The organism is Mesorhizobium sp. LNHC229A00 (genome assembly GCF_000502415.1).
Classification (GTDB): domain Bacteria; phylum Pseudomonadota; class Alphaproteobacteria; order Rhizobiales; family Rhizobiaceae; genus Mesorhizobium.
This window is the reverse complement of the sequence record NZ_AYWQ01000029.1, coordinates 34,493-55,623: the sequence shown is the minus strand read 5'-3', so window position 1 is coordinate 55,623 and position 21,131 is coordinate 34,493. Positions and strand designations below refer to the sequence as shown.

The 21,131-nt window shown below is 60.5% G+C and carries 20 protein-coding genes and 3 pseudogenes; 11 read left to right on the top strand and 12 right to left on the bottom strand.

Annotated elements, in window-relative coordinates; translation table 11 throughout:
- Positions 1 to 36: 36 nt before the first annotated feature.
- Positions 37 to 657 (bottom strand): TetR family transcriptional regulator, encoded by a 621-nt coding sequence (locus X742_RS141870; RefSeq protein ID WP_245275646.1) that lies wholly within the window; start codon positions 655 to 657, stop codon positions 37 to 39.
- 48 nt (positions 658 to 705) lie between these two features.
- Between X742_RS141870 and X742_RS141875 the strand changes: the two genes are divergently transcribed.
- Positions 706 to 1,944, top strand: coding sequence for an NAD(P)/FAD-dependent oxidoreductase (locus X742_RS141875; protein WP_031248647.1), 1,239 nt, complete (start codon positions 706 to 708; stop codon positions 1,942 to 1,944).
- A gap of 258 nt (positions 1,945 to 2,202) precedes the next feature.
- On the opposite strand, the gene X742_RS1000000173355 is transcribed toward X742_RS141875, so the two are convergent.
- Positions 2,203 to 2,769, bottom strand: a complete 567-nt coding sequence (locus tag X742_RS1000000173355; protein ID WP_084569687.1) for an SDR family oxidoreductase — start codon at positions 2,767 to 2,769, stop codon at positions 2,203 to 2,205.
- Positions 2,770 to 2,872: 103 nt separating this feature from the next.
- On the opposite strand from X742_RS1000000173355, the pseudogene X742_RS1000000176845 reads away from it, so the two are divergent.
- The 10 genes and pseudogenes from X742_RS1000000176845 to X742_RS141920 form a co-directional block, all read left to right on the top strand.
- A pseudogene (locus tag X742_RS1000000176845) lies at positions 2,873 to 2,989 on the top strand (hypothetical protein); the annotation flags it as partial.
- Between the two features lie 104 nt (positions 2,990 to 3,093).
- On the top strand, positions 3,094 to 3,357 hold the full coding sequence (locus tag X742_RS141885; RefSeq protein ID WP_023775221.1) for a hypothetical protein: 264 nt from the start codon (positions 3,094 to 3,096) through the stop codon (positions 3,355 to 3,357).
- Positions 3,358 to 3,519: 162 nt separating this feature from the next.
- The gene (locus X742_RS0138835; RefSeq protein WP_031248645.1) at positions 3,520 to 4,170 is read left to right on the top strand and encodes a Rieske (2Fe-2S) protein; all 651 of its coding nucleotides are present in this window, start codon (positions 3,520 to 3,522) and stop codon (positions 4,168 to 4,170) included.
- Positions 4,167 to 5,012, top strand: a complete 846-nt coding sequence (locus X742_RS141890; RefSeq protein WP_023775219.1) for an aromatic ring-hydroxylating dioxygenase subunit alpha — start codon at positions 4,167 to 4,169, stop codon at positions 5,010 to 5,012. Before X742_RS0138835 ends, X742_RS141890 begins: the two co-directional genes overlap by 4 nt.
- Positions 5,009 to 5,668 carry a glutathione S-transferase family protein gene (locus tag X742_RS141895; RefSeq protein ID WP_023775218.1) on the top strand — a complete coding sequence of 220 codons (660 nt, stop codon included), beginning with the start codon at positions 5,009 to 5,011 and terminating at the stop codon, positions 5,666 to 5,668. The genes X742_RS141890 and X742_RS141895 overlap by 4 nt, the downstream gene beginning before the upstream one ends.
- A gap of 1 nt (position 5,669) precedes the next feature.
- Positions 5,670 to 7,049: an amidohydrolase gene (locus tag X742_RS141900; RefSeq protein WP_023775217.1), complete on the top strand. Its 1,380-nt coding sequence runs from the start codon at positions 5,670 to 5,672 to the stop codon at positions 7,047 to 7,049.
- 33 nt (positions 7,050 to 7,082) lie between these two features.
- Positions 7,083 to 8,177: a BMP family ABC transporter substrate-binding protein gene (locus X742_RS141905; RefSeq protein WP_031248644.1), complete on the top strand. Its 1,095-nt coding sequence runs from the start codon at positions 7,083 to 7,085 to the stop codon at positions 8,175 to 8,177.
- A 2-nt stretch (positions 8,178 to 8,179) separates the two neighbouring features.
- A complete protein-coding gene (locus X742_RS141910) occupies positions 8,180 to 9,703 on the top strand; it encodes an ABC transporter ATP-binding protein (RefSeq protein WP_023775215.1) in 1,524 nt (507 codons plus the stop codon).
- On the top strand, positions 9,700 to 10,800 hold the full coding sequence (locus X742_RS141915; protein WP_023775214.1) for an ABC transporter permease: 1,101 nt from the start codon (positions 9,700 to 9,702) through the stop codon (positions 10,798 to 10,800). Before X742_RS141910 ends, X742_RS141915 begins: the two co-directional genes overlap by 4 nt.
- The gene (locus X742_RS141920; protein ID WP_023775213.1) at positions 10,797 to 11,708 is read left to right on the top strand and encodes an ABC transporter permease; all 912 of its coding nucleotides are present in this window, start codon (positions 10,797 to 10,799) and stop codon (positions 11,706 to 11,708) included. The genes X742_RS141915 and X742_RS141920 overlap by 4 nt, the downstream gene beginning before the upstream one ends.
- 380 nt (positions 11,709 to 12,088) lie before the next feature.
- On the opposite strand, the pseudogene X742_RS01000000170910 reads toward X742_RS141920, so the two are convergent.
- From X742_RS01000000170910 to X742_RS141960, 10 genes and pseudogenes are all read right to left on the bottom strand, one after another.
- Positions 12,089 to 12,718: pseudogene (locus tag X742_RS01000000170910) on the bottom strand (tyrosine-type recombinase/integrase).
- Between the two features lie 201 nt (positions 12,719 to 12,919).
- Positions 12,920 to 13,237 (bottom strand): YMGG-like glycine zipper-containing protein, encoded by a 318-nt coding sequence (locus X742_RS141925; protein ID WP_023775211.1) that lies wholly within the window; start codon positions 13,235 to 13,237, stop codon positions 12,920 to 12,922.
- A gap of 372 nt (positions 13,238 to 13,609) precedes the next feature.
- A pseudogene (locus X742_RS01000000170905) lies at positions 13,610 to 13,855 on the bottom strand (IS110 family transposase); the annotation flags it as partial.
- 227 nt (positions 13,856 to 14,082) lie between these two features.
- Positions 14,083 to 14,931 (bottom strand): diguanylate cyclase, encoded by an 849-nt coding sequence (locus X742_RS141930; RefSeq protein ID WP_023775208.1) that lies wholly within the window; start codon positions 14,929 to 14,931, stop codon positions 14,083 to 14,085.
- Positions 14,928 to 16,106: a chemotaxis response regulator protein-glutamate methylesterase gene (locus X742_RS141935; protein WP_023775207.1), complete on the bottom strand. Its 1,179-nt coding sequence runs from the start codon at positions 16,104 to 16,106 to the stop codon at positions 14,928 to 14,930. The genes X742_RS141930 and X742_RS141935 overlap by 4 nt, the downstream gene beginning before the upstream one ends.
- Before the next feature lie 22 nt (positions 16,107 to 16,128).
- The gene (locus X742_RS141940; protein WP_245275648.1) at positions 16,129 to 16,446 is read right to left on the bottom strand and encodes a response regulator; all 318 of its coding nucleotides are present in this window, start codon (positions 16,444 to 16,446) and stop codon (positions 16,129 to 16,131) included.
- Positions 16,447 to 16,472: 26 nt separating this feature from the next.
- Positions 16,473 to 18,731 carry a hybrid sensor histidine kinase/response regulator gene (locus X742_RS141945; protein ID WP_023775205.1) on the bottom strand — a complete coding sequence of 753 codons (2,259 nt, stop codon included), beginning with the start codon at positions 18,729 to 18,731 and terminating at the stop codon, positions 16,473 to 16,475.
- A complete protein-coding gene (locus X742_RS1000000173350) occupies positions 18,728 to 19,432 on the bottom strand; it encodes a chemotaxis protein CheW (protein WP_084569685.1) in 705 nt (234 codons plus the stop codon). Before X742_RS1000000173350 ends, X742_RS141945 begins: the two co-directional genes overlap by 4 nt.
- Positions 19,432 to 20,667, bottom strand: a complete 1,236-nt coding sequence (locus tag X742_RS141955) for a CheR family methyltransferase (RefSeq protein ID WP_031248642.1) — start codon at positions 20,665 to 20,667, stop codon at positions 19,432 to 19,434. Before X742_RS141955 ends, X742_RS1000000173350 begins: the two co-directional genes overlap by 1 nt.
- Positions 20,667 to 21,131, bottom strand: coding sequence for a chemotaxis protein CheW (locus tag X742_RS141960; RefSeq protein ID WP_023775202.1), 465 nt, complete (start codon positions 21,129 to 21,131; stop codon positions 20,667 to 20,669). The genes X742_RS141955 and X742_RS141960 overlap by 1 nt, the downstream gene beginning before the upstream one ends.

The following is a 21,131-nucleotide window of genomic DNA, read 5'->3' as shown; positions in this document are numbered from 1 at the left end:
CATACCCGGCGCGACCATTGAGCCGGAGCAAACAGTTCACTGGACCTCCGGACCCATAACGTAACGCTGCAGCGCCGGGCCGACATTCGCAATGATTTCTTCTTGGGACAAAGCCACGACGGGTGGCAGCCGTAGCAGATAGCGGCATGTTGCCAATCCCAGCAACTGGCTGGCGACCAGCCCGGCGCGCCGCCCGGCATCCGCAGGGCTGCCGAATGCCGCAACAACCGGCCTAATCTGATTGGCGAACACGTCGCGCACCTTCTCGGCGGCGAATTCGTTCGACGCCGCCGAGCGCAGCAGTATGACCATGCCGTTAGCACCCGGCGATCCTTCCCAAGTCTCCAGAAAACGTTTGATGATTGCTTCGCCGATGGGGGCGTGTTCGGTCACCAATGTTGCCGGAAGCTGCAGGTCGAAGAGTGCCGCCCTGGCGAACAATTCGTCCTTGCTGTTGAAGTACCGGATCACCATCGCCGGATCGATCGAGGCACGCGCAGCGATGTCGCGGATTGATGCGCCGTCATAGCCATGCTCGGCGAACAGTCCTCTGGCAGCCTCAAGGATCGACGTTTTCGTGCGGTCGGATTTGCTTGGCTTCTTCGACGGGTTCGTACTCATGAACACTCGTTTATCAACGACTGTTGACAAATTCAAGCGTGACTATTAGAAAGTCAACAGCTGTTGATAAACGGAGAGAAAGAAGTGCTGCCCGACACCACCGAAGTGATGATCATCGGCGCCGGTCCGACCGGCCTCGCATTGGCCATCGCCCTGCACCAGGCAGGGATCGATCACGTCCTGGTCGAGCGCCTTGCCATGGGCCTCCACACTTCGCGCGCCGGAGTGGTTCATGCGCAGACGCTTGCATCGCTGGAGCGGCTCGGCGTCGCCGGGCGTCTGGTTGAACTCGGCCTGAAGCTCGAGAATTTCGCTATCCGCGATCGTGATCGGATGTTGCTCAAGCTCGGCTTCGGCAACCTGCCTTTGCCATATCCCTACGTGCTGATGATCCCGCAGAACCTGACCGAAGAAGTTCTTGCCGACCGTATCGCCAAGCTGGGTGGTGTTGTCCACCGGGGCGTCGAAGCCAAGTCAGTGACGCAGGACGCCGATGGCGCACATGTCACAGTGGTTCAGGATGGCCGCGAGACGACGATCTCGGCGCGGTATGTGGTCGGCGCCGATGGCATGCATAGCGTGGTTCGCCAGGCCGCCGGCATCGGTTTTGACGGCGAGGCTTATGACGGTGTTTTTGTTCTTGCCGACGTTCGTCTCGACTGGCCGTTAGGAGCGACGGAAGTCTCGCTTTTGTTCTCGCCAGCCGGGCTTGTCGTCGTCGCGCCACTGCCCGATGGATCGTACCGGATCGTCGCGACCGTCGACGAGGCGCCAGACAAGCCCGCTATCGCAGACATCCAGGCGCTGCTCGACGCCCGCGGACCATCCGGCGGCCGGGCGCGGGTGCTCGACCTGACATGGAGCTCACGCTTTCGCGTGCATCACCGCATCGCCAAATCCTATCGCCATGAGAGGCTGTTCGTGATGGGCGACGCCGCGCATGTGCACAGCCCGGCCGGCGGCCAGGGCATGAATACCGGTCTGATCGATGCCGTGGTGCTGGGAGAACTGCTCGGCGATGTGATTAACGGCGTCCGTCCGGAAAGTGAGCTCAACCTATACGAGGGCTTGCGTCGCCCGGCGGCGCAGGAAGTGATTGAGCTGGCAGGGAGACTGACGAGCATGGCGCTTACGCGCGCCCCGCTGTTGCGCGTCCTGCGCAATGTCGCGCTTGGTCTGGTCAACAGGATCCCTGCGATCAAGCGTGGGATCACTTTAAAACTTTCAGGTCTCAGCCGAGCAAAAATGGCGACACTGCCGGCGCCCTCGCAGCCTGGCGTGCGCAAACAATGCAACAAAAATGAGTTCAAGATCGTCGCTTGAACTCATCGCCCAGCTAGACGCACAAAGGCTAGAAAAGGGCGCCGGCGTAGCCTCCGGCGCCGAAGACCAAAACGCACGAGGGTGGAAGACACCCGAAGGCTAAGGGGGAGTACTGCGAGCGGCCATTTGTGCTAACCTAAATGAAAACAATTTACTTGATCGCATGGCGTTACATCATCTATATGGCCCCTCGCCATGTGACCCGCAGTATTCAGTTCGTTCACACGATCCATTAGCGCTCCGTGGTCGCGGAGAGCGCTACGGTGAAAAAAACCCCACCAGAGCGTGGCGCAGGCAAAACCAATTCCGCCATCGACCACAAGCGTCTGACCGGTGATGAAGGATGCTTCCCACTAGCGAGGAAGGCCATCCGCTGCAGCAATCTCGCTGGGGGTTGCCATGCGGTTGAAGACACCCGGCCGGAACTTCCCATTCGCCCGAGAAGGTTGTGCTCGACGCGGGTTCTTTTTCATTGGCGATCCAACCGGGGCTGACACAATTGGCCCGGATTCCGAATGGCGCACCTTCCATCGCCAGCGAGCGTGTGAGCGCCTCTACCACCGCCTTGCCACCGCCGTACAATCCCCAGTTTCCGTGCAGCGTGGCCGTCGACGAGATGTTTACGATCGACCCACCGCCGCAATCGCGCATCACCGGAAGCGCGTACGAGGAGGCGAAGTAGGCCGAATCGAGATTGGGGCCGCGCAACTTTGACCAGCGCTGGCCTGGCGATTCATTGGCCTCGATGCCTGATCGGCGGGAGCCGACCCCGGCATTGTTAATGACGGCGTCCACGCTGCCCCATTGAGTAACCTTGTCCAACATTCCGCCGCTGCCGCTTCGCTTGCCTGATCACATAGAAAAGGCCATCGGTCGCCAGCCCTATCTGTCGGATAGCCAAGCGGCTTCATGATGCAGAGCGCTTGAGCGACTCGGAGTGACGGCGGCTGCGACCATCGTTGTCGGTGACCGCTGGGATACCGACGTGCCTGCCGGATTGGATGTCGCGCGGAAGGTAACCGCTGCTCTCAGGCCACGGCCTTGAGCGGCGCGGGGGCATAGGCCCAGGGCAGTAGGTCGTCCAATGCTTCAGCGATTGAGCACAATGTAAATAGGTATATAGTTAATCTGTTTCATTGCCGAGGTTCTATGAGCGAGCAATATTCCTCGCGAGAGCGCATGACGATCCTCGGCGATGTCGAGGCGGCATCCTTTCTTCTGTGGATCGAGCGTTACGCCGCCAAGCTCGGGCTCGCGCAGGCAATATGCGTTGCCGGTCGCGACCGCATCGAACTCGACATTGCCGGTCCGGCCGAGCTCATCGACATGATGGAGATGGGGTGCTCTCTTGGACCAATCGATGTCTGGGTCGAAGCCATCCGCCGGGCGCCGCTCGAGAGCGAATCGGGCTAGTTTCCGGCCTGCGGCCTCTGCCCGCCAAAGGCGCCATGCACCTTTTTTGGGGCATTGTTGTCAGTGAGGAAATGTTGTGCAAACGTAACCCGGTCTATTAGCATATCCTTTACCGCGAAGCTGGGCGCGGGAAGATACCTGGTGTTGTTTGAAAGTTGATGTATGCGGCCTTATCCGACCGGCTCATGGATGCCTATTGCCCTCTCTGCGGACTTGCCGGCGGGAACCGTAATGCCGGCGCAATCGCCAGCCGGACCAGTTGCCCTTTGGCGAAGCCGCTCCGGCCGTGCGGCGGCCTTTGCCGACAGATGCCCCCATCGCGGCATGCGCCTTTCCCGCGGCTTCGTGCGCGGTGAGACCCTGTCCTGTATTTATCACGGCTGGAGATATGCCCAGGAGGGAAACTGCCTGCGCATCCCGGCCCATCCGGGACTGACGCCGCCGGACACGATTCGTGTCGCGATGCAGCCCGTTGAGGACGGCGATGGTATCATATGGATTTCCGCTGGCGAACCCGCCGCCGGGCCGCCGCGGTTCGACGGCCTTGCCCCCCTGCGCTCGATGATGGCGGAAACGGACATCGCAGCGCTGGAGGCGGCGGCGGGCACGAAGTCCGCCGCAGGCCTGCTCGACTATACGCACAATGCCCAGACCGTCCAGCTGCTGCTTGCCCCCGAAGGGCAAGCGCGGACGCTGATGCATGTTCTGGTGGACGAAGATAGCAATCCGACCCAGCGTATCGCCGCGTCGAGGGCCGCCGAGGCGCTGCGACGGGCGGCCGAGCATATTTCACGCAGCGGGATCGCCCAATGATCCGTAACGCGATGATCGACGAATGGTATCCGGTCGGCCTCGCTAGCCAGCTTGATGTGCATGGACGCATGACGGCGCTGATGGGCGAGCCGATCGTGGTGAGGCGCGGCGAAGACGGAAACGCGAAGGTCACGGGCGGCAACGAACACGCGCTGCCGGCCTGCATCCGCTATGGTCATGTCTGGTCTTCGCTCGGTGATCCGCAAAAGCCGCTGTTTGGGATCCCCGAGGCCGATCAGCCCGGCCGCCGGCTCGTCGATGTCGGGGTGGTTCGCGTGCGCTGCTCGCCATTGCGCGCCGTGGAGAACTTCCTGGACATTGCTCATTTTCCGTTCGTCCATACCGACATATTGGGCTCCGAACCGCACACAGAGGTCCAGAACTACAAGGTCGAGATCCGGGAGGACGAAGACGAGGTTTGGGCGACCCAGGTGAAGTTCTACCAGCCGCAGGCCGCCAAATCGGCGGAAGGCGGCATAACGACGGAATATATGTATCGCGTGCCCGCGCCGACCTGCTCAATCCTCTACAAGACCTGCCCGCCGCGCCCGGGCGAATGGGACGTCATTACGCTTTTCGTGCAGCCGCTTGCCGAAGACCTGTGTAACGTGTGGCCATGGATGGCGCTGTTCGACGACGAGACTCCGATGACAGACCTGATCCATTTCCAGCAGACGATCTTTGTCCAGGACCGGTCGATCCTCGAAAACCAGATTCCAGGGCTGCTGCCGCTTGACCCCGCCATGGAGATACCCACGCGAGCCGACCTGACTTCGGTTGCCTACCGGCGCTGGCTAAAGCGCCATGGCTACACCTACGGCGCGCAACTGGTGGCGCAATGAAGCTCTACGATTACGTGCTGTCACCAAGCTGCTACAAGGTGCGCCTGATGGCCGCGCTGGCAGGAGTGAAGCTCAGCATCCGGCCCGTCGATTTTCATCCCGGCAGCGAGCATCGCGGTCCGGAACTCATGACACTAAATCCGGCGGGTTCGATCCCGATTCTCGAGGACGGCGACCTCGTCCTGACCGAATCTTCGGCCATGCTTGTCTACCTTGCCGCGACGGCGGCACCGCAATGGTTGGGCAACGATACTGCCATGCATGCGGCGCGCGTCCAGCAGTGGATTTCCTTCTCGCATCGGCTGACCGCAAGCCTGGGGGCAGCGCGCCTGCACGAGATGCTGCTGCGCCCGGGGAACATCGATGCCCTTCAGGGACAGGGAACGGCGGCCCTGCGCGAATTGGAAGCTGGTCTCGTCGAACAGAGTATCCGCGGCCAGCGCTTCCTCGCATTGGACCGGCCGACGGTCGCGGACATTGCCTGTTTTCCCTATGCGGCGCTGGCGCCCGACGGGGGCGTTTCGCTCGATCCCTATCCCGCGATCCGGCTCTGGTCGCGGGCGATCCGCGCCGTCGAGGGTTTCATCGAGATGCCCGGCATCCATCGGCTGCACGAGCTCAAGCCCGAGCCGATCCCTGAAGGAGGCGAGGCCTGACGTGGCGGGCTATTTCTTGAAGAACTGCGCCGCGGTGATCGTGGACGATGGCAACGGTTCGCGCATCCGCCGCAACGTCGACGTGTTGACCGACGGCGCGGCTGTACGGGCCATCGGCGAGGGCCTGGACAAAGGGGAACTGCCTGTCGGGACCGTCCCCCACGACGCCACCGGTTGGTTCGTCTATCCTGGCCTCGTCAACACCCATCATCACTTCTTCCAGTGTTTCGTCCGCAACCGCGCCGACCTGGACTGGACCAAGCTGTCGGTCATCGAATGGCTCGACCGCATCTATCCGATCTTTTCTCGGCTGAACGAGGAGTGCTTCTACCACGCATCGGTCACGGCCATGGCGGAGTTGATAAAGCACGGCTGCACCACGGCCTTCGACCATCAGTACTGCTTTCCGCGGCATGCCGGCAAAAGGCTCATCGACCGGCAGTTCGAGGCGGCCGAACTGCTCGGCATGCGCTTCCATGCCGGACGTGGCGGCAACACACTGCCGAAGTCGGAAGGCTCGACCATTCCAGACGCCATGCTGGAAACGACGGACGAGTTCATCGCCGACTGCGCCCGGCTGATCGATACCTATCACGATGACGGTAGGTTCAGCATGCGCCAGGTCGTCGTCGCGCCGTGCCAGCCGGTCAACTGCTATCGCGAGACATTCGTGGAATCGGTGACACTGGCGCGCGACCGCAAGGTCCGCATGCACACCCATGTCGGCGAAGGCGAAAGCCCGGTGATGCAAGCCCGCCACGGCCTGCGCACGGTGGACTATTGCGCGGAGATAGGTTTCTGCGGGTCGGATGCCTTCTATGCCCATTGCTGGGAGCTGACCCATGACGAACTGCGCAAGTTGGCTGCCACTGGCACCGGCGTCGCGCACTGCCCGGAGCCGGTCTATCTCGTCGGCGCCGAAATCACCGACATACCGGCGATGTCGGCCCTCGGGCTCAGAGTGGGGCTGGGTTGCGACGGTGCAGCCTCGAATGACAATTCCAACCTGATGCACTGCATCCATTCCGCCTACATGCTGCAATGCCTGTCGGCGTCGACACGTGACCACCCGGTTCCGCCGCCTGGCGATTTTCTCGGCTATGCAACGACCGGGGGCGCGGCGCTGCTCGGGCGCAGCGACATCGGCAGGCTGTCGCTTGGCATGGCCGCCGACCTGTTCGCCATCGACACGCGGCGCATGGACTATGTCGGCACGCGGCACGATCCGCTGAGCCTGCTGGCCAAGGTAGGCATCGGCGCGCCGACCGACATGACGATGATCAACGGCCGCATCGTCTGGGCACGGGGAGAGTTCCCGGGGCTCGACGAGGCAAGGCTGTTCGCGCAAGCCGAGGCGGCGCTCGCCACCGTGGAATTCTAGCAACCAAAACCAAAAGCAAGGGGAACCAACATGCTGACAAATCTTACCCGCAGAACATTGATGAAGGGCGCTGCCGCTACCGGGCTTGTCGCCGCGGTGGGCAGCCGCGTGCTCGCCGCCGACGGACCACTGGGCATCGTGCTGGTGGTCCCCTCGCCGGTTGGCGACGTTGGCTGGGGCCGTGCGCTGGCCGACGGGCTCGATCCGGTCAAGGCGGCCTACGGCGACAAGGTGAAGGTCACCATTCTCGAAAACATTCAGGAAGGTCCCGACGCCGACCGCATCATGAACAAGGCGGTCGCGGACGGTAACAAGGTTCTCATCGCCGGCTCCTTCGGCTATCAGAACGGCGCCCTGCAGATCGCGCGCCGCAATCCCGACGTCACCGTGTTGCATGCTTCCGGTTTCGAGGTGGCGCCGAACTTCTCGCCCTTCGCGGCACAATACTCCCAGGGCACCTATCTGATGGGGATGGCGGCAGCCGCGCTTTCGAAGACCGGCAAGCTCGGCTCCGTTTCCGCCTTCGCCATCCCCGAACTGATCACATCAATCAACGCGTTCACATTGGGTGCGCAAGCCGTGAAGCCCGATGTCGAGGTTTCGGTCGTATGGGTGAACTCCTGGTTCGACCCGGCCAAGGAGCAGGAAGCCGCCAAGGCGCTGCTGTCGCAGAAATGCGACGTCATCTTCTCCAACGCGCAGGACACGCCTTCGGTCATTGCGGCTTGCGAGGAGGCCGGCATCCCCGCCTTCAACCTCAACTCGTCAATGAAGAAATACGCGCCCAAGACCTATCTCGGCTGCGTGGCGACCGATTGGTCGCCCTTCTTCAAAGCCTCGGTCGACGCCCACCTTGCCGGTACCTTCAAGGGCGCCAGCGCCTTCTTGGGTGTCGGCGACAAGGTCGTCGAAGTCGTCGACTGGAACCCGGGCATCCCGGCAGACATCATGACCAAGATCAAGGAAGTCGAAGCCAAGATCGCCGACGGCAGTTTCTCGCCCTTTGCCGGTCCGATCGCCAAGGCCGACGGCAGCGAAGGCGTCCCCGCCGGTAAGACGATGACCGTGGCCGAGATCGTCGCCATGGACTGGCATGTCAAGGGTGTCACTACGCCGCTGCCGAAGTGACAATGACCGTCCCGCTGCTGTCGCTGCGCGGCATCTCCAAGAGCTACGGCCAGATCCATGCAAATCGAGGCATCGATCTGGATGTGGCTCCGCGCTCGATCCATGCGATCCTCGGGGAAAACGGAGCGGGCAAGTCGACGCTGATGAAGCTGATCTACGGCGTCGAGCAGCCAGACGCGGGAACAGCGATCTGGAAAGGAGAGCCCCTTGCGCTCGCGTCCCCGGCGGATGCGAGGCGCAAGGGGATCGGCATGGTCTTCCAGCATTTCTCGTTGTTCGAGACGCTGACGGTTGTGGAGAACGTCCAGCTGGTCGTGCCCGGGAGGAAATGGGATCTTGCGCAAGGCATCCGCAAGCTCGGTCGCGACTTCGGCCTGGAGGTCGATCCGCTCGCTCATGTGCACGCGCTCTCGGTTGGAGAGCGGCAGCGGGTGGAAATCATCCGCTGCCTGATGACCGAACCGCAGCTCCTGATCCTCGACGAACCGACCTCCGTCCTGCCACCGCAATCGGTGGAGAAGCTTTTCGAGACATTGCGGCGGCTGCGCGACGGCGGCGTGTCCATTCTTTTCATCTCGCACAAGCTGGAGGAAATCCGCGCGGTATGCGACCGCGCGACCATCCTGCGCGGCGGTCGCATCACAGGAAATGTGGATCCCCGCGGCCACGACGCACACGACCTCGCCCGCATGATGATCGGCCGCGACATGCCGAAGCCCATGCCGGCTATTGCACATTCCGGCGGGGAAAAGCGCCTTGAAATCGTCCGCCTAGACCATCGGCCCGACGATCCCTTCGCCGCCGAGCTTTCCGACGTCAGCCTGACGGTTCGGGCGGGCGAGATTCTCGGAATCGCTGGCATCTCGGGCAACGGGCAGAGCGAGCTCGCCGCGCTAATCTCAGGCGAGACGATGCTGCCGCGCGAGAAATCCGATCGCATCTACATGATGGGAAAGGATGTTGGCGCGCTCAATGCGGCGGCCCGCCGCCGGCTGGGCTTCGCTTTCGTTCCGGAGGAAAGGCTCGGCCGCGGCGCGGTGCCGGAGATGTCTCTCGTCCTCAACAGCCTCCTGACCGCCCATCCGTTCGGCTTGTTGAAACGCGGCCTTGTCGACACTGCTCGTGCCAAAGCCTTCACCGAGGACTGCATCCGGCAAAACGACGTGCGCACGCCCGGTTGCGAAGCGGAGGCCGGCGCGCTTTCGGGAGGCAATCTGCAGAAGTTCATCGTGGGACGCGAGATCATGCTGTCCCCTAAATTGCTGTTTGTCGCACAGCCCACCTGGGGCGTGGACGTCGGCGCCGCATCCGCCGTCCGCCAGCGCCTTGTCGCCCTGCGCAACGAAGGCATGGGCATCCTGGTCATCTCGGAGGAACTGGAGGAACTGTTCGAGCTTTGCGATGCCATCCAGGTGATCCATCAGGGCCGGCTGAGCCAGCCGCTGGTGACCCGCGACACCAGACCCGAGGAGATCGGCCGATACATGATCGGCGCCCATTCAACCGCCGAAAAGGTTCCTGCATGAGCGCCCTGTCCCGGCCGTTCCTTCCCGTTCTGGTACGCCGGGAACACGCCTCGCTTGCAATCAAGCTGGTCGCCCCGCCAGCCGCGCTCGGCGTGGCGACGCTGCTCAATCTCGGGCTCTACCTCCTGATGGGCCGCGATCCGGTCGCCGTTTTCCAAGCGATGCTTCTGGAGCCCTTCCTGTCTTGGGCCTCGTTCTCGGAAGTCCTGCTCAAGATGGGGCCGCTGCTGCTGATTGCGCAGGGGCTTGCGATCGGCTTTCGCGCAAAGATCTTCAACATTGGCGCCGAGGGCCAGTTCATTGTCGGCGCAATCTTCGCGTCGGCCATTCCCATTTGGCTCCCGCAGGCAACCGGCCAGTGGATTTGGCCTGGAATGCTCTTCCTCGGCGCACTGGGCGGCGCGCTTTGGGCCTCGCTCACGGCGTTCTGGCGCGTGCGGCTCAACGCAAACGAGATTCTCGTATCACTCATGTTGGCGCTCGTTGCCGCGCAACTTCTCAACTATCTGCTTCTAGGCCCCTGGAAGGATCCGGCCGGCTTCAACTTCCCACAGTCGGTGATGTTCCAGTACGACGCGACGGTGCCGATCCTGATCCCCGGCACCCGCGTCAACGTCTCGCTGCTTATCGCCTTCGCGTTCTCCCTCGCCGCCTGGGTCTTCATGCAGAGGAGTTTCGCTGGCTACAAGCTGCAGGTCGGCGGCCTTGCTCCGCGCGCGGCCGCATACGCCGGCTTCAACGAAGGACGCGCGATCTGGCTTTCCCTCCTCATCGGTGGCTTCGCGGCGGGCCTCGCCGGGGCGGCGGAGGTGGCCGGGCCACTCGGCCAATTGCAGCGCTCCATCTCGACCGGTTACGGCTATGCCGCCATCATCGTTGCGTATCTCGGCGGCCTTCACCCGATAGGCATCATTTTTTCCGCGCTGCTCATGGCGGCCCTCTATATTGGCGGCGACAACGCCATGGTCTCGGCAAATCTGCCGGTCGCCGCGGTCCGGGTCTTTCAGGGCAGCCTGTTGCTCGCCTATCTCGTCGCGATTGCCTTCGTCCGATACCGGCTCGAATGGCGCCATGCTGCTCACGGAAGCACGCCATGAATGCCCTCGAGTTCATCGTCGCCGGAACGTTGGCTGCGGCCACGCCGTTCCTTTTGGCCGCGCTGGGCGAAATGGTGGCCGAGCGAGCCGGCGTCCTCAATCTCGGCGTAGAGGGAATGATGGCCATGGGGGCGGTCGTCGCCTTCATCATCGTCTATCACGGCGGCGGTCACCTCCTGGGTTTCCTCGCCGCGGGCCTCGCCAGCGCGGCTCTTTCCCTTGTCTTTGCCGTCATCGCGCTGGGGCTCCGCGCGAACCAGGTCGCAGTGGGACTCGCCATAGGCATACTCGGCCAAGGCCTCTCGGCACTGTTCGGTAAGAGCTATGAGAGCCTCACGGTCAAAGGCCTACCGAAGCTTTCATTGCCCTGGCTTTCAGATATCCCGGTCATCGGCGGCCTGTTCGCCCAGGACGTCATCGTGTGGCTCTCGCTGGCCGCGACCGTCGCCATCTGGGCGGTATTCGTCTACAGCAAGACCGGCCTTGTCGTGCGCGCCGTCGGCGAAAATCCTAAGGCGGCCTATGCGCTCGGCTATCCGGTAATCGCCGTGCGTTTCGCCGCCGTCGCTTTCGGCGGCGCGTTTGCAGGGTTCGCCGGTGCCTACGCGGCCGTGGTCTACACGCCGCTGTGGGCCGATGGCATGATTGCCGGGCGCGGTTGGATCGCGATCGCGCTCGTCGTCTTCGGCACCTGGCTCACCAGCCGTATCTTCCTCGGCGCCTGCCTCTTCGGCGCCGTCTCCCTGGCAAGCCTGGCGGCCCAGGCCACCGGACTGGACGTTTCCTCGCAACTTCTATCGAGCCTGCCTTATCTCGTGACAATCGTCGTGCTGGGCATCATTTCTTCGAACCGACGTCTGCTCAAGCTCAACGGCGTGGCATCGCTGGGAGAGCCTTTCGAACAATAGTGTCGCACGCCGCCCGGGCGGCAATAACCCGACATCTGAGCGCAGGCAGCACCGTCCCTGGGGCATGAAGGGCTGCACGCAATCCTCAAGACCATGCCTCGAGCGGTTGGCAGCTGGGATATGGCAATCGTAAGCTTTGGGCGTTCGCAATCGGGTCAGGTTGTTGAGCGTTGTCAGATCAGCAATGACAACGTCAGCGGCAATCCATGTCGGCTTTCGGGTAATGAGGATTTCGAGTTCAGCGTCCGAAATGAGGCGCTTAGCTGCGGTTAGTTGCTGACGATCGGCACGACCGCTTTCCACCCAAAGCCGGATGTGGCGGCAGAAGAACTTTGCGCTGGAAACGGCCACCCAAGATTGCAAGGATGACCGCTCCAATGTCAGATTTCGGTTCGTTCAGCCAAGGTCAGCGCATCCTCGAGGTCGACACCGAGATAGCGAACAGTACTCTCGATCTTGGTATGGCCAAGCAGGATCTGTATAGCGCGCAGGTTACCCGTCGCCTTGTTAGATCATTGACGCCTTTGTTCGTCGCAGCGAGTGCGTGCCATATTCCGCCCGCCGGAGACCTATTGCGGTCACCCACTCATCGATGAGGCGGGCGTATTGCCTCGTACTCATGTGGCGCGCACGGTCAATCCGACTTGGAAACGCATGGTCGTCGACTGTACCGCCACGCCTCTCGAGCCAAGCTAGAAGGCCCGCACGTCGCTTGTTAGCTCGAATTGAACCGGGCGACCTGTCTTCTGCTGCACGACAGTCGCACGCGTCCGAATCTCCGAGCCCGCGGCCAGATCGCCAATCTTGATCTTAACCACGTCGCAGCAGCGAAGTTTGCTGTCGATTGCCAGATCGAAAAGAGCACGATCACGAACGCGCCTCTCGGGGTCAAGGAAGAAGCGGATCGCGCAGATCTGTTTTTTTGTAAGGGGTCGCTTCGTCCCCACTTTCTTGCCAGCATTCCAGGCAGCGCGACCGTGACTGGCAGCATCGTATTGAGAGTAACCCATATTATTTCTCCTCGGCCTTGATTGGCCGAAGAGAAAACGATCGGCGGGCTGGAAGCTCGTGAGCCGCATGCAGACTTACCGCTTCCAGCGCGATTAGAGATTCCATGCAGACACTTCAGAGTGTCGTATCGGGCATACCGTACACAAGAATGACGGCGTGAGTGCCGGCATTGCGCGCCGGCTCCCTCACTCGGAAGCTAATCAATAATTGCCGTTGTAATACCGGTCGTCGCAGGGCGCGATATAGATGCGGCCGTAGCGGTCCTGGTAGCGGCATTGCTGATCTTCGCGGCGCTGCGGGGTGGTGGCCGAGCCAACGACCGCGCCGAGCAAGGCGCCGCTGGCGGCGCCGATCACGGTGCTCTTGGTGTTGCCGCCGATCGCCTGGCCAAGCAGCGCCCCGCCAGCGCCGCCGACGAGCGCGCCGGTGGTGGCCCGTTGCTGGCCCTCGGTCTGCGTTTCGCAGCCGGCAAGGGCTGCGGTGATAAGCACTGCCAGGATGGCCTTCTTGATGATCATCACGAGAACTCCTCTGAAGCGCCGGGAACTGACAACAGACTGAAAACAGGGGCGCTTTCGCCCAAGTGCTGGCGCATTGCGGCGAAACGGCGGCGTGACTTCTCACGAAGTCAATCAAGGTTTCTCGCCCGTTGAAGACCGTGGTGTCCAAATCACAAAGATGGGCGGGCGTTACCGGCCGATCTACAATGGGACTGCAATTGTGGTGAGAGCGCCCCGACCTCCACCGGCAAGCACTTGCTCGATCGATGACGGCTCCGGTATGGCCTCGCCATCTTGAAAGAGCCCTTCAACGTGGAAAGCAGGCGCCTCGGCCGGGTCACGGCAGATGGCCTTAGCATCGGCCGCATCGTTCTTCTCCCGCTTCAACTAGGCCTTCAAATACCGCGCAGGAAGCAGCCGCACATCATTGCCTCGGGCAATCAGTTCTCTAGCCCAATAATGCGAGGAACTGCATGCCTCGATCCCGACGAGGCATCGGGGCAGATTCTCGAACAACCCCAGGACCCGCCCACGGGTCAGCTTCCTCCGGATGACAACCTCGCCAGCCGCATCCACACCGTGCACTTGAAAGACCGACTTGGCGATATCCAGACCAATCGTCGTAGCAATGCCCATGGCAGATCTCCTCCAGCTCTAGCCCCCGCGACTATAGCCGAAAGGGGTGGAGAGCCGTCCACCGCATCAAAAGCGGACCGGCAGCTTTGGGCTAAAAACGGCGAGAAGTCTGCCGTTCCGCTTGAGACTCAAATTCAGTCGGTTGCGTCCCGATGGGATTTGACAACTAAACGTCCGCGGCGTCCATGAAACGCCAAGTCATGTGGCGGAAAATGTTGCGCGAAACGTCACACACCATCGACCACCACGCGATCTCGTCCCCCCGACTTTGCACGGAAAAGTGCCAGATCAGCGGCTTTTACGAGATCATGTGGGGTCTCATTCTCAGTGGGTACCGTTTTAGCGACGCCGACGCTGATGGTCACGTGCCCAGTGCCGTGGGATATTTTCAAATCTCGTACGCCCTGGACGAGCCGCTCTGCGATTGCGCTCGCTTGCGCCAGGGAGGCATCTACCAGGACGACGACGAACTCCTCCCCACCGTACCGCGCAGCCAGATCGGTCGAACGGCCGGCGCCACTTTGGATCGCGTGGGCAATTTGCTTGAGCACATCATCGCCAGCCATATGGCCATAGGCATCATTGTAGCGCTTGAAATTGTCCGCATCGATCATCAGCAACGACAAGGGCGTCTGCGCGCGCAGGGCGCGTTTCCACTCAGCGCCGAGGTACTCGTCGAAGTAGCGCCTGTTGCCGAGACCGGTTAAGCCATCGATCCGCGTCAGACGCTCAAGTTCGAGATTTGCGCTGATCAGCTGTCTCTGGCTTTCCCGCAGTGCGCGATANAGCACGATAACCGGCACAGCTTGTGTCGAAGAATTCTTCCTATATTCCCGTACCAGATTCAGCCCATCCATTCCCGGCATGACGAGATCCTGCAGGATAACCGTTGGCCTGACCTCGTCCGCAACCGCCATCGCTTTCAATGGATCGGTGCAAAAGTGGAAAGCGATGTCCAGCTCGTTGACGAGAGCGCGTCTGACGGCCTCGCAGACCATGATTTGATCATCGACTAGGAGAACCATCGACGAATAATTCTCCGGGAGCGGCGGGACCAGTTCCGGTTCTTGCGTCATACCAAGGTGCCTTTCCACGTAGATCGCTCGCAGGCCTCGATAATACGTGAGCCGATCAAGCCTAGAGGAAGGATATCAATAGCCGCGTCGATCGCAGCGGCGGCTTTGGGCATGCCATAAACGGCGCTAGTTTCTTTGTCTTGCGCAATTGTGAGATGTCCCTTGTCGCGAAGTTGTCTCAGACCGCGGGCACNGATCAAGCCTAGAGGAAGGATATCAATAGCCGCGTCGATCGCAGCGGCGGCTTTGGGCATGCCATAAACAGCGCTAGTTTCTTTGTCTTGCGCAATTGTGAGATGTCCCTTGTCGCGAAGTTGTCTCAGACCGCGGGCACCGTCCCTTCCCATTCCTGTGAGCAAGACACCTATCACCAAGCCTGGCCACCACTGTGCCGCGCTTTCGAAAAACACATCAACCGACGGTCGGTAGACATTGTCCCTTGGGCTGGACGTGTATCCGAGGTGCTGGGCTGATTTGAAAACCAGATGATCCGCGCTGCTGGCGATGAGAACAGCACCTGCTTGAGGCACATCTCTTTCCCGAGCTGCACGAATTGGAAGGGCGGTATGCTGCCCTAGCCAATTGGCCAAGCCTGGAACGAACTGAGCATCGAGGTGCTGGACGAGCACAATCGCGCCCACAAAGTCACTGGGAAATGCGCTCAGGACGGTGGCAACAGCAGCAGGCCCGCCCGCGGAGGCACCGATCGCGATTAGGTGTCCAGACGATGAGGGAGCCGCATTTGATATCCTCCCGTTCGACGTCGATGGTGCGTCTCGGACCAGCTTGCCCATTGTCGCTATCTTATTGGCTAGAAGCCGTGCGGACTGCGATGATGCTTTGCCGTCGATACCGATCGACGGGATATCGACCGCGTCAAGCGCGCCGTGGCCCATCGCTTCATAGACGCCGGGCACGTTCGCTTCGATGCTGGCTGTCACCAGCAGGATCATGCAGGGTGTCTCCGCCATAATCCTGCGTGTTGCTTCCACGCCGTCCATCTCCGGCATCGTCAGGTCCATAAGCACGAGATCCGGGAGGTCGCGTCTGCAGGCTTCGACTGCCTCACGCCCGTTGGTCGCGATCCAGGCGACCTGATGTTCCATGTTCGAAATGACGAGCCGCCGGAGAAGCTCAACGGCCATCGGCAGGTCGTTGACGATGCCGATCCTCATTTGCTGGCCCGCATGTCTGGTCTCATGTCGTCGCCTCGCCGATCAGGTCGACAACTGCATGGATAAGCGCCTCGTCGTGAAAGCTTCCTTTGGTCAAGTAGTAATCCGCGCCCGCATCAAGACCGCGCGTGCGATCTTCCTCCCGATCCTTGTAAGAAACGATCATGATCGGCGTGTTCTTGAGCTGGGCATCATTTCTGATCAAGCTCACCAGTTCGATGCCGTCCATGCGAGGCATGTCGATGTCAGTCACCACAAGATCGAAGGGACCAGATCGGACGACGTTCCACCCGTCCATCCCGTCAACTGCGACTTCGACATCGTAGCCGTAATTGCCCAGCAGCTTGCGCTCAAGTTCGCGGACCGTCAGTGAATCGTCGANGCATGGATAAGCGCCTCGTCGTGAAAGCTTCCTTTGGTCAAGTAGTAATCCGCGCCCGCATCAAGACCGCGCGTGCGATCTTCCTCCCGATCCTTGTAAGAAACGATCATGATCGGTGTGTTCTTGAGCTGGGCATCATTTCTGATCAAGCTCACCAGTTCGATGCCGTCCATGCGAGGCATGTCGATGTCAGTCACCACAAGATCGAAGGGACCCGATCGGACGACGTTCCACCCGTCCATCCCGTCAACTGCGACCTCGACATCGTAGCCGTAATTGCCCAGCAGCTTGCGCTCAAGTTCGCGGACCGTCAGTGAATCGTCGATCACAAGCACGCGCTTGCGCCTCCGAGCGTCGGCGTCGGCCGCAGTTCGCCGAAGACTTCGTAGCCCGCCCGATGAGGCAAGCTTCTCCACAGATCGAATTAAATCATCGACGTCGAGGATCAATACCGGCGAACCATCCTCCATGAGCGCCGCCGCGCTGATATCTTTGATCTTGGCAAAACGAGGATCGAGAGGACGGATCACCAACTCACGTTCTCCGAGGAAACGATCAACAATCAGGCCATATGCTTCGCCCTGATTTCCACCGAGCACGACGACAGACATATCATCCTGTTCCAGGAGAGTCTCACTACGGTTCAGCACCTCGCGTGCTGTAACCAGTCCGATTTGTCGGTCGTTGAAGCGAAAATGCGCCCGCCCCTGCAGGAGTTCGATGTCCGCGCGTTTCAACTTTACTGTCTTGGAAATCGCGGCGAGTGGGAATGCATAGGGCTCTGCGTCGATGTCGACGAGCAGTGTGCGGAGCACTGACAACGTCAGCGGCAGCTGCAATTGGAACCGCGTTCCGATGCCGATTTCTGAGGAGACTGTTGCGATGCCCCGGACCTCCTTCGTCATCGCCTGAACTGCATCAAGCCCCACGCCACGGCCAGAAATCTCCGTAACATCCGCTTTCATTGAAAAACCCGGAAGGAACAGAAACGCCAGTAGTTCCGCCTCGCTGAGCGTTGCAACGGTTGGCGCCGTTGCAAGCTGTCGGGTCACGATGGTCTCACGCAGTTTTTGGAGGTCGATCCCCCTCCCATCGTCCACAACAGAGATCTGCAGCAGGCCAGCATTGTGTCTCGCTTCCAGCCTTATGAGACCTTCTTCGGTTTTGCCGATCGCGAGACGCTCTTCAGGCGACTCCAATCCGTGGTCGACAGCGTTGCGGAGAAGATGCCCCAGAGGTGCATCAAGCTGGTCAAGAATATCACGGTCGATGCCGGTTGAACCGCCAACGATCTCCAGTCGCACTTTCTTGCCAAGCGTACGGCCGAGGTCACGAGCCATTCTCGCATAACGCCGCACGCCGTCTTCAAACGGACGCATCCGGCTCGCCAATGTTTCGTCATAGAGTCGATTGGCGAGGTCAGTGGCCTTTCGGTCTATCGAATCCAGCTCATCCAGGCGCGCTCCCAGGAACACTTCGCTCAGCCGAAGTTTGTGCTGCGCCTCAGTAAGCGCTTGGGCCAATCCCTCGTCCATCGACGGCAGCTTCATGCGAACATCATCGAAGGCGGTTGCAAGGTCCGACTGCAGTCTCTTCAATCGGAGCAACCCGTTGGTGAATGGCCTGAGACGCCGAGCCTCCATCAGGGACTCGCCGGCCAGACCGAGCAATCGGTTCAAACTGTCCGCCGTAACCCGAACCATTCGCTCAGAGCCCACGCCACTGCCATCAGTCTGAGGTTCCGGCCGAACGAGAAGGCTTGCTGAAGATGACCTTGCCAGGTCTTCCTGGACGTCACTTGGCAGTGTGAAATCATCTGCAAGATTGCGTTCCAGGGGTACGCCGTCAGACAAGGGTACTTTCTTGAACGTCTCCAGGAAGCTGGCAACTTCAGAGTTTGTGCCTCCATCGTTCGAAGTCGGGTTCGACGCTATCAACTTAAGAATGTCGATGCCTTGTAGAAGCGTGTCGACGTGCTCCCGGCGCAGCCTGAGATGCCCACGTTGCGCGGCAACCAGACACTCCTCCATTGCATGCGCAACCTTGACCGCTGGCATCAGATCGATGATACGGGCAGCTCCTTTAAGGGAATGCGCTGCTCGCATGCAGCCTTCCAATGCGTCGGCAGATATCGGATCGCGTTCGAGCGCCAGTAGGCCAGAAATCAAAGCTTGAGACTGCGTTTCCAGTTCAGCCCGGAACAGGCTCAACATAGAAACCTGACTGAAATCCTCATCGGTCATGCGATGCTCCGATCCACCATCGCGAGCAGTTGACCTCCGTCGAGACACCCAACCGTTCGCCCCTGCCATGGAAGCACAGCAACGATGGCGGACAAGACCGCTTTGCCAACTGATCTTGGCGGAGTGAGCGTTTGATTTTCGCTGTAGCGATATATGCCGTGGATTTCGTCGACCATGAAAGCGACTCGCTTGTCGCGCTCACCCACCACGACCAGGCGACGGAAACTCTTGGTTTGTCTACCTTGTTCCCCGTTCTGGCTCTCATCGATGTCAAGCAGTTCAGCCAGGGACAGGCAAATAAGCAACTCGCCGCGGACATTGGTGATGCCAAGCACTGCGCTGTTCCTGCGGTGTGGAAGCGAATGGATCGAACGGGGTTCGGCCACTTCGTGAAAAATACTAGCTGGGAGTGCCAGCCATTCCTCTCCCAGACGGAACAGGACCGCTGTCCGAAACGCGCCGGCTTCGGCTGTCGAACTGATCTCGCGGCCGGTATTTCTAGCCCGTTCGTCGCGATAGTCCGACGACTCGGCGCGATCCAACAGCCCCCGGGCTATCTTTTTGTAAGTGGGGCAATTGCGGCAATGGAGATGCTTCTCCAGTTCGGGACAAGACTTGTCACCTCGGACGCCTATCCGCCGCCAGCAGTCGTTAATTTCAATGTCTTCCACCGGGCGTGCGAACGTTGTCGGAGCTGACATCAGGTGCCGCTCCTCGTTTGGATCCGACCCAGCCGATCGGTCAGCGCCTCGGCACCATGGTGGTCACCTTGCTTACGGAGCAGCAGAGCAAGATGGGCAAGAGCCTCCCGATGGTTCGGTGCGAGGTAGAGCGCCTTCCGATAGTTCTGGACCGCTTCGGGAGCAGCCCCCTCTGCATCCTGAGCGAGGCCCAGCAGGTAGAAAATTTCCGCTGAAGGACCGAATTGCTTGAGATGCGACAGAGCGACTTCCTGTGCCTCCTTGACCCGTCCCGCATTCGCGATCCGCTCAATCGTTGCAAGGCTCTCCGTGATCTGAACAAGCATCTGGGCCGTGGTTTGCAAGTGCCCTTGTCTGCCCACCGGGGGAACAATCTTGCTCTTCAAAGGCTTGGGCACCGAGGGGGGCAGTGTTGAATTGGAGACAGGAACGGTCTGGGCCACGACCTGAACCGTGCCTGACTTCAGGAAGGCAAACGCCATCGGCCATTCAGCGGACGTGAAAGCATGCAGCCTCGGAAGAGCCGATTCCGCAGGACCGACAAGCAGAAGTCCATCGCTGGCGAGGAGGGCTTTAAGGGAAACCAGCGCGCGATCCTGCAGCTCTCGATCAAAATAGATCAGCAAATTACGACAGAGGAGAACATCATAAACCTCGGCCCCAAAGGACGCTCGAGAATCGAACAGGTTTCCGGCTCTGAACCGAACCTGTTTCAACACCGCAGGATTAACCTGGTGCCCGCCTTCCGCCGGTTCGAAATAGCGATCTTTGAATTCGAGGTAACTGCCGCGAAACGAATTTCGTCCGTAGACGGCGCGCTCGGCGATCGCAAGATTGCGGGTGCTGATGTCCACCGCATCGATTTTGAACTCTTGCGCTCCAAATCCAGCATCGAACATCGCCATGGCGACCGAATAAGGCTCTTCGCCCGTTGAACATGGCAGGCTCAAGATTTTTATGGGCTGGTTGGCGCGCCTGTGCATGCGTGCATGCTGCGCCAAGGCCGTGAACGCTTCCCGATCGCGAAAGAACCAGGTCTCCGGGACCACGACGGCATTAATCAGTTCCTGCAGTTCTTGTGGGGAACCCGTCAAGAGCCGCCAATAGGTCTCAGGGTTGGTTATCCCGCATGCAGTCATCCGCTCTCGGACCGATTGACGGACGACTGTCGGGCCAACGCTGGCGGTGTCCAGTCCGATGGTTTCCTTCAGAAGCCTTTCTACTGGATCGGACATCATTCACTCATCGCTACCTGGCACAGTAGTGCGGCACGAATTTCTTCTGAAAGCAGTGCCTCGACCTTGACCCACTGTGTAAGTCCTTCTTCGTCCGAGGCCACCGGACCGAGATAAGGCGGAGTTCCTGGCTCGAGTCCAAACGGTGCGAATTCGGAAGGATCTCGCTCGAGCGTATCCGTGACTCGCTCTGCCAGCATAGCTAGCAGGCGCTGCTCGCCATCCAGCGAGGAATAGCGCGTTACAACCATTCGCGTGCTCAGCACCGGAACCGACGGGCGGCCAAGCGCAAGAAGAGTGATATCGATCAGCGGGATCGGCGCGCCGCGATAATCGACAAGGCCGATCACCCCGGTTGGCGCACCTGGGAGTCCTTTAGCGGCGACGTACGGCAAAACTTCTTCAACCTGATGAACATCAAGTAGGTAGAGGTCATGTCCCATGTTGAAGGCGAGAAATAGCAT